Below are 18,140 nucleotides of genomic sequence, written 5' to 3' on the forward strand. Positions count from 1 at the left end.
CTTTAGGTTTTGTCTTTTTGGCACAAATTCACAAAAATTAATTAACAGAAAATTCTAACTATATTTATGCAATGCTAATGATATTAAATAATGATAAATTATCAATGGTACTGATCAATGGATATACAGAAACAGGAGAATTTGAGTACGATACTAACTTAATTTTAAATTTGCCTCATGTTAAAAATCTTACCTATGATTATGAAATTCCTCTTATTTATTCGTCGGAAAAAGAGGAGGTAGAGTTTTTAGATTGCTTGCCTCTTAATGAAACTACTAGAGAAGCAATTAGTTTTGACGAACAAGTTGATGACAATGCTTTAGTGCTGCCAGAACATTTTAAAAATCAAACATTAATTATTTCTGATATGAATCACAAGCCCGTTAAAACTACAAACTATTATTATGAAGGTTCAGGCACATATTTTCTAAAGGATAAATGTTATCTCGCTCAACCTTTATATAATAAAATGTTGGCAACAATTAATAGCAGTAACTATTCAGGTGTTAAATCACTTATTGTGAACTTAGAAAAAACAGAATATATATATGATTTTGTCAAATCCTTTCATGAAATGTTTAATGAAGATGAAGTTTATGTATATTATCAATCTGAAGGATTGGAGAACTTAGTACAAAATTCGAAAGTCTCTTTTCATTTGCTTTTGTTTTTCCAGCTAAGCTTACTTATTGTAATTGTTATTGTATATAAAAACAGCTTAAATTCTCTCATCAAGTTAATAAATCGTGATTTACTGTCTCTCTATTTAAACGGAATGTCTAGCAAAGAAATCACATCCCAATTTTATAAAACAATCGAATCAGGAAACAAAAAAGTTTATATTTTCTCTTATGGAACGGTTATTTTATTTGCTATTCTTCTTTCTAAAGTGCTAAATAATGAAGTATTAATGATGATTACCGTTGGTTTATTATTACTATTAAGTTTATTCATTTTGCTAAATAAATTGTTTGTAAAGTATGTTATTTCCAGATTATTAGCGAAGGAACTATCAAATGAGAATATTGTTTCCCAGCTGCGTAACTAGTCTTTAATCAAGTAACATTTAGAATGACAACGGGGACGACTAACCGTTGTCATTTTTTAAATCCAATAATTTTTAACATTCCACTTTTTCTGATAGCACATGCTGCAAATTTTCATTTATCTGAAACAGAAAATCGTGTGTAACTGGACCGTTGCAGACTAGAAAATTGCGCCACCAATTAGTCCATATGATTGTGTCAAAAGGGAAATAGAAAAGAGCCACATTGCTTCCCCTTCCTTTGTAGAATTTACAATGGACAAACATAAGGAGGAATGCAACAATGGCTTTACCGTAAATGATGTAATGTCAAATAATCCACTTATTATTTTCTAAATCAGGATCTTTAATTCTTTACAACGCCTCTTCTCGATTTCTGTCCGAATAAAAAGTCCTAAAAACAAGCCTTTGATCAGTAAGAATACTGGAATCATTGACATTCTTCTTTATAAAAATAATGAAAATTTGTCGTCGATCTCCAATCGTGCAAAAATCCTAGGGGATCGACGACTCTTTAAAAATTCAATTGAGCCCACGCAAATCAAAGGATTGATAAAATTTGACTCCTTCGTTAAAATGAAAATAACCAATTAACCATTTAAAACGAAATGCTTATTTAACAACATTTTCTGGGGTTTTTATCTTAACTATAAGGAATTGAAACAGTTTGCCCCACCAAGCTGTTGGAATGTCGCCTTTTTGTTTTTATCTTAACTATAAGGAATTGAAACCGTGCTGCGTTTGCCATGTGGCTATTCGCTGCCGCGTTTTTATCTTAACTATAAGGAATTGAAACAACTTTAAAGGTTTATTAGTATTTATATAGTTAGCGTTTTTATCTTAACTATAAGGAATTGAAACCTCATGAAATCAATGCTTAAAACATCTGCAATACAATGTTTTTATCTTAACTATGAGGAATTGAAACCTTACCGTCTTGGTCTTTCTTTAGCAAGGTTCGAAGGGTTTTTATCTTAACTATAAGGAATTGAAACATTGCTGGCCGGTTCATGTCTTTCGCGGAATACCGTTTTTATCTTACCTATAAGGAATTGCAACACCAAACTAAAGGCCTTTACGTTTGATGCCTACCAATTGCTCCCTTTATAGACCCCGCTGTTAAAAAATAAGGAATAAAAAACTTTGCGGCGGTCATATGATACATTTGAGATATAAAAATATTGTGCCGATATGATGTTCAAAACAGTAAAATTGATGCAGGTGTTTGCTTATGAAATATGATCAAGGTGTTTCCTTGTCTTCTAGATACAGGCATGGCATCACGATCCCCATAATTGTAGATGTAAATCCTGCTGGGAAGTTTGAAAATTGGACATTTCCTTCATGATTAGACGGATGACCCCCATTCCAATGATGAAGAAGCTGTTTAAGGCGCCACACCCTGTTCCGGTGAAAGAGGATGACGGTACGGTTGCCGCTTTGACAGAAAAAGATTGTTCAAAAGAATGCTACTGGATGTACTTGTTAGCCAATGGCGATTCAGCTCCAACCTTCTTGTTCTGGCTTTTCTAGATGAAAAAGCTCATTTCATCCATCCTGCTGAGAGCTTTATGGTGTGCAATTCATTTGTGAAACGATTTCATTGAATGGTGGCCCATATTTTTTTGAAGCTTTTATTCGCCTTTTTCCTGCAAAAAATTTGTTAATCCTTATTGTTTAAAGAAGGAAAAATTACCCCTTTGTCGAATGGAGTAGGAGAAGAGAGGTAAACGTCGAAACTTAAGCAAATTCGTTGCGTTTACGGTTCAACACTTATGAAAAACCGAATCAACAGCAGGTTAGAAATTGTCGTGCCTCATTCCCAAATGTAGACGGTGAAGGAGAACAAAATGTTTTCAGCATAATGAGTGGCAACAAGGCTGTTCAAAAACTAAGCTATATAGGGGGGTGTTGAAAGTCGAAAAAGATGAAAAATATTTAAGGGCGAAAAAAAGAGTGGAAAATTTGAAAGCCTTTTATATGCATTTCATTTCTTATGTTTTAGTGAATTCTATGCTTTTTGTTTTTAATTTAATTTCGGATCCCGGTAATTGGTGGTTTCAATATCCGCTTTTTGGCTGGGGGATTGGGCTTTTAGTACACGGCGCCTCAACGTTTGCATTTGGCATATTCGGGGAAGAATGGGAAGAAAAAAAGATAAAAAAATATATGGAAAAAGACAGGTAGAACATTTTAAAAGCGTTCGGAATCGAACGTTTTTTTGTGGAGAGTATTAAAATGGAACATCTAAAAGATGCACCCTGTGAGGTGCATTTCAAACATTACAGTATGGAGAGTTGAATTATGTTTCGTCTATTTCATAAGCGGTGCTTTTTGTGTAAGCGAAAAACAAAAACTTACTATCATTATGTAGACCATAACGGAAATAGTATGAAAGTTTGTCCGGAATGTGCAGTATATGCGGAAAGAAGGGCATTTAGAAAAAAAGTGTAGGCACCTTTTGAAAGGTGCTTTTTCTTTTCCTTCAAAACTCAACTTCAAAGGAGGGAGCTCTTTGTTAAATACTACACAAGCAACGGGTAAGAGCAAGAGCCCAAAACGCTGCTAAAATCGATTGGAAACCGCTGCAGAATCAATGTTGAAGCGAACAGCAGCTGATAAATTAGCCAAGATTAAGTTTAGTAACCCATAAAATAATTATGCAAACTAATATAAAAAAGTGTCGACTCATTCATCATATGGATATAAATGGATGTATTGCAACTGATGGGGATTAACTCAAAGTATGGATATTGTTGAGGAAACAGGTTGGAATGGGTTGATAAAAAGAAAGCTTTCTGATCTTGGAGGATGGCCGCAGAGACATCCGAGAGGATGGCGAATCAGAAGACGAAAAATTCCTTTTGTATACATTGAAACATCCAGAGGGCACAAAAATCCTTTGTTCACAATAAACGCATCGGCATTTTGCAAAGGAATAGTTGCTTGGTCTGTATCGGCTTAATTTATGGTGTCTCCAATGAAAATCTGAACATTAGTGTACTTTTGAAATGCGAAATAATGATGGAACCTCTTGAGGTTATGGCGTTAAGGGAATTTAAAACAAAACAACCCCCCCCTTAATAAAAGAGGGGCGCATTGTAATGTCATTTAGCAGCATTTAGAAGGGTATCCTGGATCAACAATTACGTTTCTTGTAATTGGTCTATAAATATGTCTAGGAACATTGACAATATTGAAACGATTAATCCTTACAATTGGATGAATATAAGGAACTACACGTGGAATGAAACAGTCACGAACCACATGTTTAGGCGGACAGATAATGGGTCTAGTATGACCAAACATTGGAAACTCACCTCCTAGAATATCTATATACATTAAATGTATTAGCAGGGCTTTTTGAAACGGACAAATATCACAAGTTATATAAAAAATTCATCTAATTGTAAAATATTGTAATATCTGGTATTGGAAGAGCATTCATAGTACGCATTTTGAAGAGAAATTTTTGTTCGATGTGTTGACGTTAAAAGACGTCCAGATATCCCGCTTTATGTAGAAAGCTAAATTTGGAATGATCGGGATCAAATCCATTTGCCAGCTGCTGGAACAAAAAAGAGTTCAGCAACAGAAGAGAAAATGAACTGTTATTATGTTTACTAAGGACAGGAGAAACCCATTAAGTGAGGGGCTATAAGTTTTCGTGTAACCGATTTATCAGCTCCATCAGAGCGGGGTATTATGATTTAAATGGCAAATTGCTAAATGTGAACGGCTCATTTCTTTGTTCTACAAAAGCACGGATCCAACGCTTTTATGCCATATTATGCAAAAAATTGCTATGGTGACTTCCCAACATTTTAACAGCAGCATTGGAATTCCACTTCTTTCAAATAATTGCTTAGAGAAAAAAGCTATCGTCTAAAACAGCATTTCTTCTGTTAAGAAAAACGGTAAGCTGCTTTATTTTTGGCCTGCTGAAACAACCTAACAAGTTGTGAAATAGGGTTTTAACATGTTACCGTACATTCGTCAGGATGGCCGTCCGGGCTTTCACATTTTAGCATGTTACTGCACATTCAAAAGGGACTGTTTCCCGGGGTGGATCGGGACTGTATAATTGAAATCAATCTGTAATTAACAAATCAACGACCGGTGAGGCAGAATTTTTTTGCCTAAATTCATAAAAACATAAATTTATACTTGACAGGTAGGATTAATATGTTTTAATATAATGTTAAATTTACTGGAAAATTAAAAACGCCGACTGGTTCACTAGAGGCTCCATTCAAGATGGATTTTCTTGATTTGGGAGCCTCTTAGTTTTTAAATTCGCAGCAGGAATATAAATGATCCGTATAAGGCACAGAGGATGAAATAGTCTTAACAAGATCAGACTTGCACTAAGAAAGCTGGTGCAGCGAAATCGGATAACCATTTAAAAAAACGTAAAAATTTTATGATAAGGAGAGGATCACATGAGTAACCTTCTTCGTCAGGCTGTAGAAATCAGAAGAAAAAAATTGATCAACAAACTGATTGTCTTAAATGCATTTAAGAATGAGGAGCAGCTTTGCAAATTAACGTTATCAGAATTAGAATATGAATATAAAAAAACCCAAAGGGATTCCCATCCGCATAGTGAAACAGGGTTGATTCGTTGGACGAGCAAAAAAATATAATTTTCATCAAAAAATACGCATGATTCTTTTAAACCCGTACATTGGAAAGGGAAGGACAGTGAATTCTTCTCAAAGCATGGGTAAGTGAACTGAATTTTCCAAAAGGCCTTCAACCCTTCTCAATTATTCTGCTAGTGATTTGCAAATCAAAACGCTATGGAAAATTCCAAAAATTTTGAATGAGGATTTATCGAAAACGAAATTTTACGCAATGGCTTTTAGTAAAAATTTCTATCTGCTTTTGCACCTTTAAATACTACTATATAGATAGTATTAGTATGATTTAATAAACTACCAGCTGAATTATTTGAGGCTCTTGATTCGAGATAGGAGGAAATCTTGATTTAAGAGCCTCTTAGCTTTTCATTTTAGTGTAAGGATTATAGATGCCGATTGAAACAGCGTTCTTCATTTTCGCTAAATCCGCCTTTAAATTTTTAACATATATAGATGCCGATTGAAACAGCGTTCTTCATTTTCGCTAAATCCGCCTTTAAATTTTTAACATATATAGATGCCGATTGTGCCATAGGAAAAATAGAAAAAATGTACATATGGAGCTCGGTTATTCAGAAGGGGGGAATAAGGCTTCAAAGGCTATTGCAAAGCACAAAATGGCGTCCTCAAACGGTTTAAAGATTTTGTACAACTGAGAGGGGAAGCCGTTTTCATCATCGGCAGCCTGAATCAAATGCAGATCAGCTTGAGTTTGAAAATGAACATTAAAAAATCGCAAACGCGCGTTATTACATAGAAAATAGCAAACAAGAACTTTCAACGACTAATGTCATGAAGTGTCAACCATTACATAAAAAATAGGGGGAATTTTCCGGCAAAAACCATGAATTTCAACCTTACAGTTTTGGCTTCATTGGCCAGACATTGAGAAAAGGATAAACTTGTGATCAATCAATTTCGGTTTTTGCTTCGTTTTCAGATCAGCACACTGAGATGTGATCTATCTACTCCGGTTTTGACCGAAAATAGCAAAACAAAAAACAAAGTTCATTTGATCTTCTAGCAGCTGTATGGCCTGCTGTTTATATGAATTAGACGTTTAAATTCTGACAACATTGAAGTTTGTGACAGCTCGCCATTACGGAAAGGCGTAACGGAAAAAAACGCTCAGTTGAAATTTCCAACAAAAAAAGGCATCCGTGATGGATACCCTTTTTCATTATTTTTGTACTAAGGAATCTAGAATATCATCGATGATTTGCGAATTGGCAATAGAGCCTGTGTACAACCAGCTTTTTTCAGGTGAAAATTCAAAAACGTTGCCTGCTTTTACAGCCGGAATGCTTTTCCATAGAGCATCACTTAAAGGTGCTGCATTGGAACCGTCACTATTAATTAAGAACAAATAGTCAGCATCCAATTCTACTAATTTCTCTAAAGAGATAGAGCTCCAGTTATCTGCTGAGTTTGCTGAAATTTCTTTTACAACTTTTGGCACTTTTAATCCTAAGTCTCCGTACATGACGGCACCGCTTGAAAGTTTTTCATTTACGATAAAGAATTGTCCGCCTACTAACCAGACTGCTGCGACAGAAGGATTTCCTACTTTTTCTTTAATTGTCTCTTTCGCTTTGGCTACTTTGGCGTCATATTCTTCTAGAGCTTTTTCCGCTTCTTTTTCCTTTCCTAATACTTCGCCAATAAGCTTCAATTCTTTGCGCCAATCGCTGTTATCTTCTTCACCAATAACAAAAGTAGGGGCGATTTGATTATATTGTTCATATTTTCCGCCTTCTACCATGCTAGCGGAGTCCATTATAATTAAGTCCGGATTCATTTTTTGAACTGCTTCAAACGGAAGATCATGCGGAATGGTTGGAATTCCTTTCAGCTCATCTTGCAGATAATCTTGTACGGTTTTCCCGTCGTTTACACTCCATTGTGCGACAGGTTTTACGCCAAGGGCAACAAGATGATCTTCAAGATAGCTGGCAATAATTCTTTTTGGATTAGCAGGAACTTCCACTTTATTTCCCATTCCATCTGTTAATGTTCTTGTTTCTGCTGACTTTTCATTCTCATTTGAAGCTTGATCCGATCCGGAAGAGGAGTCGGTTCCTTGTCCACCGCAAGCGGTTAGTGATAGAGCTAATAGCGCAGCTCCTATTAGAGAAAATAACTTTTTCTGAAATACCATTTCTAAACCTCCAACTCATATGATAAAATAAATTTTTGGGAAGCAATAATGATAACCATTTTCAATTAAAATATATCTCTGCCACTTTGTCAATCTTAATTTTTATCATTTGGAGGAAAAATGGTTTATGGATTCAACGATACATACGAAACCTGCTTCAGAATCTTTACATAAAAGCAAAAATAGATGGATTGCTCTTATCGTTCTTTTCATAGGCATCATTGGCCTATTTCTGTCAGTTGTCATTTCGATTCGTTTTGGTGCTGCGGCTTTGAGTTATCGGGATGTTCTTGGTGCGTTTTTTGCCTTTGAAGAGGACAATCAAGCTCATGTCATTGTCAGGGAATTGCGTTTGCCCCGTGCAGTCGCAGCCATTCTCGTCGGTTCTGCCTTGGCTGTTTCCGGTGCTATTATGCAAGGAATGACTAGGAATCCATTAGCCTCTCCTTCTATTATGGGTGTTACGGCAGGATCGTCCTTTCTCATTGCCATTGCGCTGGCATTTTTACCGGGAATCTCTTATTTCGGTCTATCAATCTTTTCTTTTATAGGTTCAGGTCTTGGCGCTTGTCTTGTGTTCGGCATTAGCTCCCTTTCCCGCGGAGGGATGACGCCTGTGAAGCTGGCTTTGGCCGGGTCAGCGATTACATCACTCCTAACCTCCTTATCGACTGCGATCGGAATTAAATTTAATATTGCAAAGGATATCAGCTATTTTTTTGCGGGAGGAGTTTCAGCTGTCCAACCAACCCAAGTCCATTTTCTTTTGCCGTTCGTCATTTCCGGTCTTTTGCTGGCCATCTTACTGTCGCGCTCTATTACCGTCCTTAACTTGGGCGAAGAAGCTGCCAAAAGTCTCGGGCAAAATACAAATGTGGTAAAATTTTTAGGAGCGGTCACGGTGCTGCTTTTAACAGGGGCAGCTGTTTCAATTGCTGGAGTGATTGGCTTTGTCGGACTCATCGTTCCTCATATTGCACGGTTTTTGGTCGGAACGGATTACCGTTGGATTATTCCTTGTTCTGCCGTTTTAGGCGGGATTTTATTAATTGCGGCTGATATTGTCGGACGCATGGTGAATGCTCCGTTTGAAACTCCTGTTGGAGCGATAACTGCCGTTGTAGGGGTTCCCTTCTTCCTCTATTTAGCCCGTAAAGAGGGGAGGGTGTAACATGTCAAAAAGATTAATAAACTTCAAAACATTGTTTTTTTCAACTATTTTTATCATCATTATAACCGCAATCATAAGCATTAATGCCGGCTATATACAAATACCTCTTCATGAGGTCATTGCCGCCTTATTAGGAAATGGAACAGATCAAAATGAATTGACCATATTCCAATTCCGTTTGCCTAGAATATTCATGGCATTGCTCGTAGGGATGGGAATCTCCCTTTCAGGGGCTATCCTCCAAGGGGTTACGCAAAATCCGTTAGCGGATCCGGGAATATTGGGGATTAATTCAGGAGCAGGGTTTGCCGTTGTATTATATATGTTCTTTTTCCAAGGAGCTTCCTTTTTGAACGGCTGGGCTTCCGTGTATGTTTTGCCCATAACGGCTTTAGCAGGCGCTTTTCTTACCGCCGTCTTAATCTATTTTTTATCTCGAAAAAATGGACATATTACACCGATAAGACTTTTATTAATGGGAATAGGGATGAATGCGGCATTCAATGCCGGCATCCTCATCTTCCAAATGAAAATGGAACCGAATGATTTTACAAGAGCACTTACTTGGCTGTCGGGAGCCATCTGGGGTGCGAACTGGAACTATGTATGGGCGCTGTTACCATGGTTATTGATCCTTATTCCGATCGCGATTTATAAATCAAAGGTTCTCGATATATTGCTTTTAGGTGATTCAACAGCAACAGGGGTAGGAATAAACGTTGCAAGAGAACGCAAGATTTTATTAATCATTGCCGTTACACTGGCAGGAGTTTGTGTAGCGGTTGGCGGAGGGATTACGTTCCTTGGTTTGCTTGCCCCTCATATTACAAGGCAACTAGTCGGGCCAAAGCATTCGAAATGCTTGCCCCTTACTGCTGCTTTAGGAAGCTTCATTCTTTTGGCTGCAGATACATTAGGACGGGTTGTCATGGCTCCTTCAGAGCTGCCTGTCGGGATCGTTGTTTCCATTTTGGGGGCGCCTTATTTTATATATTTGCTAATAAAATCAATTTGACGCTATATACAGCAAGATTTCATTGCACCGCTTCGTCTCAAAAAAAACTATACGAATTTGTCTAAAAGCGGCCCGGTTAAATGAGGGAAGGGACAAACACCTCCAGTGTCGAATGCATCAAATAAATTCGATGAATGGAGGTGTTTGTTTTATCCAAAAGATCAAGCGGTCAACGTTTTTTTCATTATTGCAGCTTGAAGCTGCGCTTGTTCGTTATAAAAAACTGTTTTCTGCCGGCGAAAGGATGATCGTTTGCCATGCTATCCCGCAATTAATACAAAAGCAAGCCAGGCGAGCCCAGGTCCAAGCGCTACGACTACAACAGCAGAAAGTAAAAGCTGTTTAAAAAATACATTCTCTTTTACCCCTTGTACGTTTGCGAGCAGCAATGCACCGTTAGTGGAGAAGGGGCTTATATCGACGATGCTTGAAGAAATGGCAATGGCTGAAACGACACCGACGGAAGAAATGGTCGGGTCCTGTAAAATGGGCGCTGCCAGCGGGATGATAGCTGCCAGAAACCCTGTTGTCGAGGCAAAAGCTGAAACGATGCCTCCTACGTATGACGATGCAAGGGCTGCGATTACCGGATTTCCTACTTTTGCGATTAAGTCAGTCATGTAATCAATCGTTCCAATTGTTTCTAAAACGCCTACGTATGTGACAATACCAGTTATTAAGAGAATCACAGACCAAGGCATCCGTGATAGAACGCCCTTTTGCTGCTTTGGAGCAATTAATGCTAGCACTAATCCTACTCCAAGCGCTGCAAAGCCAATATCGATATCGAACATAAGAGCGAGGACGACGAGTGTGATGATCCCTAAAAGTGTGATGCCTCTGTAAAAAGTTAATCCATTTTCTTGTGATTTATTGTTCTCATTTGCGGAGGACCCTTCAGCTCTAGACGCTGCATCTTCTTCGGCAGCAGTTCGTTTTTTTAGCAGCCGAAGTCCTCCCAAAACGATGAACACAATCACAGAAGCAAATACACTGAAGATAAAAGCGTTTATGAAAAGCAACCCCGGCGAATGAGGAAGATCTCTTGCCTGCATAACGCCGTTAACAATCACTCCATAAGGATTAAGCAGTGAGAAGGATCCCGCTGTGGAACCAATCACTAACAATAACCCCATCAAGAGAGGATTAATGTTGTATCGTGCGGCAAAACGCAGCGCAATCGGCGCTAGGATCGCAATAGCAGCAGGTCCCAAAGTGCCGACGCTAGTTAAAATAGCGCAAAGCAAAAACATTATCCATGGCACGAGACCTAGATTACCTCTGACTAAGCGAAGACCCCATCCGGTAATCAAATCAACTGTCCCGTTTTTCTCAACAATTGAAAACAGATAAGTCACTCCAGCAAGAGTGACGAACAATTCAGCCGGAAAACCGCTGTAAATGTCGTCAATATTTAATCCGCTGAATACAACTCCGACGATAAAAGCAGCTACGAACCCTAAAACACCGAGGTTAATTGGCAAAACTGAACCTACAATAAACATCAACAGAAGCACAATAATTCCAATGAGCTCAATACTCATATTGATTTTTCCTCCTAAGCTTTGGAATGAAAATAGAAAATCCCAAAAATTTGAAACCGCTTTCTAAAAACCCCAGCTTACAAAATCGACGATCGACAATGCATTATAAGAATATGAATGACTAGAAAAAAGGTGACTTTTTTATTTGAATATTCTGAAAAATATAATTTCAAATCATAAATCGTCACCTCTCGAAAAAATAATTGAAATGTATGCTTTTATTTTGAATGACATACCTGAACATTTCGGCGACTTCACAAGGAAATCGGCTGCTTATCCTATTTGTTAGAAGGCGGTCCAAGGGCAAAATAAAGAGAGAAACAGCATTTATAAGATTAAGATAAAGTGTTTTTCGCACATTACCTCCTTTTCTCCGTTTTTCATTCATCACAGATTGTTTACAGCTATTTATTCATTTACAAAAATGTTTACGAAAGCAAAATGAAAAATATGCATCTTTGTCAATTGTCGACAGGATGTACGAAGCGATGAAATATTCGTAATAAAAATTTGAATATTCTTATTTATGAAGTCATTTATAATGAAAGGGATCACATTAATTTTTATATATGGAGGAAGGAGAACTTCTATAAATTTCGAATAAATTAGAACAGTGCAGCAAACGAAAGATTTGCGGAAAATCTTCCAATACAATGCCGACTTTACAGAATTTTTCGATTTGTATTTATCACTAGCGTTGCATTAATTTAATTCGAAAATTCCGAATTGAAAAAAGTCCATAAAAAAATCCTTTATAATGGATGGTACAGGTGGTCCCTGTCCAAATCCAATATAAAGGATGAAGCCTATGGACAAGGATACACTATTTTCTTCATTTGGTAAATGGGTCACTCCTCTCAATTCTGTTAAATTTACACAAAGAATTGAAGAGATGAAACAAGATAAATATACGAAAAAATTAACCACAAAAGCGTATTTACTTTTGTTTTTGCATGCTCAACTTCAACAACGAGAAGGACTGCGCGCCATCGCCGATGATGCGTTACTGGATGATTTTCAGCGAGAATTAGGATTGACATCTATTAGTGCTTCACAACTTTCTCGAAAACATCGCCAAGTAAAACCCGAATTGCTCGCAGAAATCTTTCTGGATTTAGTGAATCAAATCCGCCAGATGTCCACGAATTCCTCCAGTCAGGTGAGTGGCTTAAAAATCGTGGATTCTACGACCATTTCACTGAATCTGAAAAAATATCAATGGGCTACGTTTCGCAAAACGAAGTCGGGAATTAAGGTTCATTTACGACTGGTGTTTGTCAATGAAGATACGGTTTATCCGGAAAAAATGGTCATGACCCCAGCAGGGAACAATGATCGAACACAAATGGAACAACTGATCGACGAAACAGATGCCATGTACGTGTTTGATCGTGGTTATGTAGACTACGAAAAGTTCGATTATTACTGTGATAAAGGCCTCTTTTTCGCCTCCCGTCTGAAAAAGAATGCCTATGTTCGATTTCTTGAATCGTTCTCTGTCCCATCCAATTCCTCTATTTTATCTGATTCGATGGTGGTCATTGGGACACCACAAAAACGAACGGAAAATGTCTTTCGATTAATCGAAACATTCGATTCGGACGGGAATCGAATTCGAATCATTACGAACCGATTCGACCTAGATCCAGAAGAACTTGGTGATATCTATCGTTCTCGATGGGCCATTGAACTATTTTTTAAGTGGATTAAGCAACGTTTAACACTCAAACATCTTTATGGAACGAGTCCAGAAGCTGTAGAAAATCAGGTTTACTTAGCTCTGATTTCTTACTGTTTACTCATTCTTATTCAACTTGAAATGAAATCGAAACATTCTCTCACCCAGATTTATCGTTGGCTTCGCGTTTTTCTTTGGAAACCAAGTACCGTGTGGGTGGAACGAATTCAACGGGAATGAGTTGAAAAAAGTCGGCGAAGCGCAGTAGCCATGTAACAATAAAACAGATACATTTATTACCAAATGGATAGTGATCACCTTTAGTTGGTTACTGCCTTGTTTTTCGTTTATTATAAAATATTTTATTCAGAAAATTCTGCATAAAATGTTTTTATTTTTTATGCAACGCTACTGTGTATTTATAAACAAGTTATAATAGGATTATAAAAAATAGACAGTCGACATTATAGAGAGGAAGAGCGGGAATGAAAAATAATCAATTATTTTACAATCATTCGTTGTCCCACAAAATAGCGGAAAAAATAACAAACCAAATTATGGCGGGGGAGCTGAAGCCCGGAGAAAAAATTATTGAGTCCACTTACGCAGAAGAGTTTGGAACGAGCCGGGCGCCTATTCGAGAGTCGCTCTATTTGCTGGAAAATGAAGGGCTAATAGAGCGAATTCCTAGAAAAGGCGCTGTTGTGAAAGGCTATACGGAAGATGAAGTTTATGATCTTCTTGAAATGAGAATCGTATTGGAAAGCCTTGCGATGAAAAGAATTAAAGTCCGCGGGATAAATGAAGAAATTCTTAAGAAAATGGAGCAATTGGTACAAAAGATGTCAGAGGTTGATGACGAAAAACAGTATGCCAATCTGAACCAAGAGTTTCATATGCTCATCATTGAAATGAGCAAAAGCGAAATTATTAAAGAAATGTATTGGAGATTAGGACGTCCTTTGCTTGTACTTCAAAGAATATCGTTTCTTGAAGAGGAGCATATAAAAAAGTCTTTGAAGGAACACCGCATTATTTTAGATTTGTTAAAGGAAAACCTGATCGATGAAGCGCTTGTTTTGCTTGAAAATCATAATCATAGCGTAATTAAAAGGGTCGAAAACAAAACGAAAAATAAACAATCGTACTAGCAGCAAAAAAGGGAAAACAACGAGCGCTGTAAATGTCTTGAAACGAACAACATATACATGATTTTAGGGAGTTCATATGAAGGAGTGAAGCCCTTTTCATATAAGCTCCTTTTTTTATTTTTCAGCTTATCGACTGGGTCATAATCAAAACATGACATAAGTAGGTTTTCCTCAGCAAATACAAAATGAAAATTTAAAATTTTCAGAATTTTTATTGACTTTTATAACATGAGGGGATATCATGGTTGTAACAAGATGATTGTCGACAGTCGTCCATCTTCTAGGAAGAGCATTTTTTGATTTTGTTAAAAAATATGAAGACAAGAGATAGGTGATTTTTAATGAGGGTAACGATTAGTCAGGTCGAGGCGGATGGGAAAATTATACTTCAGGAAAGTGCCGGGCTTGCCATTGTAACGATCCAACGTCCACACCTAAAAAATGCTATAACATCGGGGATGTGGAGGGAGCTGGCGGAAATTGGAAGGCTGATTCCTGAAAACCCGAAAACACGAGTGGTGATCCTGCGCGGAAGCAAGGATCAATTTTGTTCAGGTTCTGATTTGAAAGAATTTAACCAAATGTCGATTAACGAAGCGCACGAAGCTTTCCGCTTAATGGAACAAGCCATTTCGACGTTTGAAAAACTTCCGTTGCCAACCATTGCCGCTATAAATGGTCCGGCATTAGGTGCAGGATTTGTTCTATCTTTAGCATGTGATCTTCGGGTTGGGACCTCTAAAGCTAAAATGGGAATCCCAGTCGGACGGCTGGGAATTACGTTAAACCAAATGTTTGTAAAACGGATTGCAGATCTGATCGGAGGGAGCCGGACGATGGATTTAGTTTATACAGGTCGACTGCTAGACGCTTCAGAATGCTGTCAATTGGGATTAGTTAATTACATGGTTCCGGATGATGAGGATGTGGATCATTTTACATTACGTTTGGCGAAAAAAGTTATGGAGCAGTCACCGGCGTCTCTTCTTGCTGTTAAAAGATCTGTCGCCTACAATAAGCCGGCACTTTCATTTCCGTGGGATACAGGTACGGCGTCCAGTATTGACGCAAATGATTTTCCTGAAGGTGTTCGTTCCTTTGTAGAAAAAAGAAAACCGAATTTTAAAGGGAGAGGTTGACATGCTGCCACTTGCAGGAATTAAAATTATTGACTTAACGAGAATATTGAGCGGCCCTTTTTGCACAATGACATTAGCTGATTTAGGCGCCGAGGTGATAAAAATTGAAAGTCCGCAAGGGGATGATACAAGGCAATGGGGTCCTCCGTTCATTAAAAATGAAAGCGCGTACTTTCTAAGTGTCAACCGCAATAAGAAAAGTGTTGTTTTAAATTTAAAAGATCCAAAAGGAAAAGAAATTTTACTGAAAATGGTAGAAGAAGCGGATGTTGTTGTTGAAAACTTTCGACCCGGCACATTAAAAAAGCTCGGAATTGATTATGACATCTTAAAGCAGCATAACCGCGGAGTCATTCTTGCTTCGATTTCCGGCTTCGGTCAAACAGGACCGTATTCAAAAAAGCCTGGCTATGATGTCCTGGCTCAAGGAATGGGCGGGTTAATGTCCGTTACAGGCGAACCAGACGGTACACCAGTTAAAGCTGGATATTCTTTGGCAGACATCGGAGCAGGAATGTGGGCAACAATCGGCATTCTGTCAGCACTTTGGGAAAGAGAGCGTTCAGGTCAAGGACAATGGATCGATGTCTCCTTGCTCGACACGATGGTTTCTTGGCAAACGTACCTTGCCGGCAACTATTTTGCGACAAACAATGATCCAAAGCCGCTGGGAGGAGCCCATCCGAATATTGTGCCTTACCAGGTTTTTGAAGCTTCGGACGGCCACTTTATTCTTGCAGTAGGAAATGACAGCCTTTGGAATTCGCTGGTTGACGTATTGGATGTGGAAGCTCTTAGAGACCGGAAATTTAAAACGAATCCGGACCGGGTTCAAAATAGAGATGAACTGATTTCCATACTTGAAGAAATATTTAAAAGAAAAGCGAGAGATGAATGGGTTGACATGTTGGAATCTGCGAAAATTCCATGCGGACCGGTTAATAAGCTTTCGGACATTTTAAATGATGCCCATATCAAGGAAAGGGAAATGGTCGTTGAAATGGAGCATCCTTCCCTCGGAATCTTAAAAATGCTTGGTGTTCCTGTAAAATTATCGCGCACACCGGGCAGGATCAAAACGGTCCCTCCAGCTCAGGGGGAGCATAGTGAAACCGTTCTAAAGCAAATGGGCTACAGTAAAGAAGAGATAGAAACATTTATAAAAGAGGGGATTATTATTCCTCAACAAAAATGTGTATAATTCGATAAAATTCAGTCGACAATCGACTAAAAATATTTTAATAATTTGCTAGTTTTTTCAAGTAAAAAAACTTCCTCTGTTTTATTGTGTATGATGCTCGATCCAAAGCCTATTTTTTTGAAATTCATGAATATTAATATCCCACATAACAATCGGAGTCCAGAAACAAACATTTGCTGTCATACGAACTGAATTTTCCTGTAAATAGACAGAATAGAGTTTCCGGTTTGCCGGATCCGGTCCGCCTTTAAGTTTTACGGGCATTTTCCTTCAGGTTGAAAGATTTTTAAGAAAGGGGTATTCACCCAATGCGCGTATTCGCTCTTGTTGGCCGCAGCGGCACGGGAAAAAGCACCAGCGCACTTTCTTTTGCACATAGTAAAAACATACCGGCTATGATTGATGATGGATTGTTAATTTATAAAGGGCGAAAAGCTGCAGGGAGTTCAGCGAAATATGAAAAGAACTATATAACCGCTATTAAACGGGCTGTCTTTTTTTATGAGGATCACCGAAAAGAAGTCCAAAATGCTATTAAAGCACTTGATATTCATTCGCTTCTTATTATTGGTACGTCTACAAAAATGGTTGATCAAATTGCGGAAACATTGCAATTAGGAAAAATCACCAAATATTACAAAATTGAAGAAATTAGATCGTCAAAGGAAATCAACATGGCATTATATGTGAGAAAAACAGAGGGGAAACATATTATTCCGATTCCATATGTACAAGTCGAACAAAATATTTTAAAGAAGATCATTATGAAGGGAAAGAAAATTTTTTCTACCCAAAAAGAAGAGATTGGTGAAACAACGATTATCAGACCACGGTTTCATCAAGGAACCATCCACATTTCTGAACACGTTTTAAAACAAATCATTTCCCATGCCTGCACTTCGGTAGAAGCAGTAAAAAAATGCCATCGGATAGATATTGCATTAAACGAGCTGCCGAATATAAAAATCACCCTCACCATGTTTTATCCATTGGATGAAGCATTACCCGTCATCGCAGAAAAGATTCAACAAAAAGTTGCTGAAGATTTTTTAAAGTTTTTAAATATAGAGTTAAATAGCATTACTATTCATATCAGTAAATTGTCGATGGAACACTCTTATCCTGCATCAATGATCCGGACTGCGCGCATATGATTTGGGCTGATAAGTTATGCAAAATTAGGTAATCGTAGCTGAGCAAAGGGGTGCCATATGATCAAAAAGTCAGTCATTATTATAAAAATGGCAAATGTAAAAGAACGGATTATACAGTAAAAGGCATATTGAAAAAATAAATTCATATAGAGCAAGTCACTAGCATTGCACTAATTAAATCTGATGATTCAAAATACTAAGAATGTTCAATTTTTTATTGATTTCGAAACAAAAAAATCC

The 18,140-nt window shown here is 37.8% G+C and carries 14 protein-coding genes and 1 CRISPR repeat array; of the genes, 11 read left to right on the forward strand and 3 right to left on the reverse strand.

Going from position 1 to position 18,140, the window contains the following annotated elements:
- Positions 1-104: 104 nt before the first annotated feature.
- From NSQ61_RS05435 to NSQ61_RS05445, 3 genes are all read left to right on the forward strand, one after another.
- Positions 105-1,049 (forward strand): hypothetical protein, encoded by a 945-nt coding sequence (locus NSQ61_RS05435; RefSeq protein WP_340806229.1) that lies wholly within the window; start codon positions 105-107, stop codon positions 1,047-1,049.
- 631 nt (positions 1,050-1,680) lie between these two features.
- Positions 1,681-2,105: direct repeats of the CRISPR family, unit length 30 nt; unit sequence GTTTTTATCTTAACTATAAGGAATTGAAAC.
- 270 nt (positions 2,106-2,375) lie between these two features.
- On the forward strand, positions 2,376-2,579 hold the full coding sequence (locus tag NSQ61_RS05440; RefSeq protein WP_340806231.1) for a hypothetical protein: 204 nt from the start codon (positions 2,376-2,378) through the stop codon (positions 2,577-2,579).
- A gap of 378 nt (positions 2,580-2,957) precedes the next feature.
- On the forward strand, positions 2,958-3,233 hold the full coding sequence (locus NSQ61_RS05445) for a 2TM domain-containing protein (RefSeq protein ID WP_327848729.1): 276 nt from the start codon (positions 2,958-2,960) through the stop codon (positions 3,231-3,233).
- A 924-nt stretch (positions 3,234-4,157) separates the two neighbouring features.
- Here the strand turns inward: NSQ61_RS05445 and NSQ61_RS05450 are convergent.
- Positions 4,158-4,355: a hypothetical protein gene (locus NSQ61_RS05450; protein ID WP_340806234.1), complete on the reverse strand. Its 198-nt coding sequence runs from the start codon at positions 4,353-4,355 to the stop codon at positions 4,158-4,160.
- Between the two features lie 1,133 nt (positions 4,356-5,488).
- Here NSQ61_RS05450 and NSQ61_RS05455 point away from each other — a divergent pair.
- The gene (locus NSQ61_RS05455; protein ID WP_144598111.1) at positions 5,489-5,692 is read left to right on the forward strand and encodes a Fur-regulated basic protein FbpA; all 204 of its coding nucleotides are present in this window, start codon (positions 5,489-5,491) and stop codon (positions 5,690-5,692) included.
- Between the two features lie 1,177 nt (positions 5,693-6,869).
- Here NSQ61_RS05455 and NSQ61_RS05460 read toward each other — a convergent pair.
- Positions 6,870-7,847, reverse strand: coding sequence for an ABC transporter substrate-binding protein (locus tag NSQ61_RS05460; RefSeq protein WP_340806238.1), 978 nt, complete (start codon positions 7,845-7,847; stop codon positions 6,870-6,872).
- Positions 7,848-7,974: 127 nt separating this feature from the next.
- Between NSQ61_RS05460 and NSQ61_RS05465 the strand changes: the two genes are divergently transcribed.
- A complete protein-coding gene (locus NSQ61_RS05465) occupies positions 7,975-9,018 on the forward strand; it encodes a FecCD family ABC transporter permease (protein WP_340806240.1) in 1,044 nt (347 codons plus the stop codon).
- Position 9,019: 1 nt separating this feature from the next.
- A complete protein-coding gene (locus NSQ61_RS05470) occupies positions 9,020-10,033 on the forward strand; it encodes a FecCD family ABC transporter permease (protein WP_340806243.1) in 1,014 nt (337 codons plus the stop codon).
- 260 nt (positions 10,034-10,293) lie between these two features.
- Here the strand turns inward: NSQ61_RS05470 and NSQ61_RS05475 are convergent, their stop codons facing one another.
- Entirely contained in the window at positions 10,294-11,577 is a 1,284-nt protein-coding gene (locus tag NSQ61_RS05475; RefSeq protein WP_327856332.1) for an SLC13 family permease, read from the reverse strand.
- Between the two features lie 808 nt (positions 11,578-12,385).
- On the opposite strand from NSQ61_RS05475, the gene NSQ61_RS05480 reads away from it, so the two are divergent.
- The 5 genes from NSQ61_RS05480 to NSQ61_RS05500 all read left to right on the forward strand — a co-directional run bounded on the left by NSQ61_RS05480 (position 12,386) and on the right by NSQ61_RS05500 (position 17,900).
- Positions 12,386-13,495: an IS4 family transposase gene (locus NSQ61_RS05480; RefSeq protein ID WP_144596560.1), complete on the forward strand. Its 1,110-nt coding sequence runs from the start codon at positions 12,386-12,388 to the stop codon at positions 13,493-13,495.
- A 245-nt stretch (positions 13,496-13,740) separates the two neighbouring features.
- Entirely contained in the window at positions 13,741-14,406 is a 666-nt protein-coding gene (locus NSQ61_RS05485) for a GntR family transcriptional regulator (RefSeq protein WP_063387781.1), read from the forward strand.
- A gap of 341 nt (positions 14,407-14,747) precedes the next feature.
- Positions 14,748-15,545: an enoyl-CoA hydratase/isomerase family protein gene (locus NSQ61_RS05490; RefSeq protein ID WP_066251578.1), complete on the forward strand. Its 798-nt coding sequence runs from the start codon at positions 14,748-14,750 to the stop codon at positions 15,543-15,545.
- Position 15,546: 1 nt separating this feature from the next.
- On the forward strand, positions 15,547-16,746 hold the full coding sequence (locus tag NSQ61_RS05495) for a CaiB/BaiF CoA transferase family protein (RefSeq protein WP_311066150.1): 1,200 nt from the start codon (positions 15,547-15,549) through the stop codon (positions 16,744-16,746).
- Between the two features lie 308 nt (positions 16,747-17,054).
- Positions 17,055-17,900, forward strand: a complete 846-nt coding sequence (locus NSQ61_RS05500) for a hypothetical protein (RefSeq protein ID WP_311066149.1) — start codon at positions 17,055-17,057, stop codon at positions 17,898-17,900.
- Positions 17,901-18,140: the final 240 nt, after the last annotated feature.

Source organism: Aeribacillus sp. FSL K6-1121, assembly GCF_038003725.1.
In the GTDB taxonomy this organism is placed as follows: domain Bacteria; phylum Bacillota; class Bacilli; order Bacillales; family Aeribacillaceae; genus Aeribacillus; species Aeribacillus composti.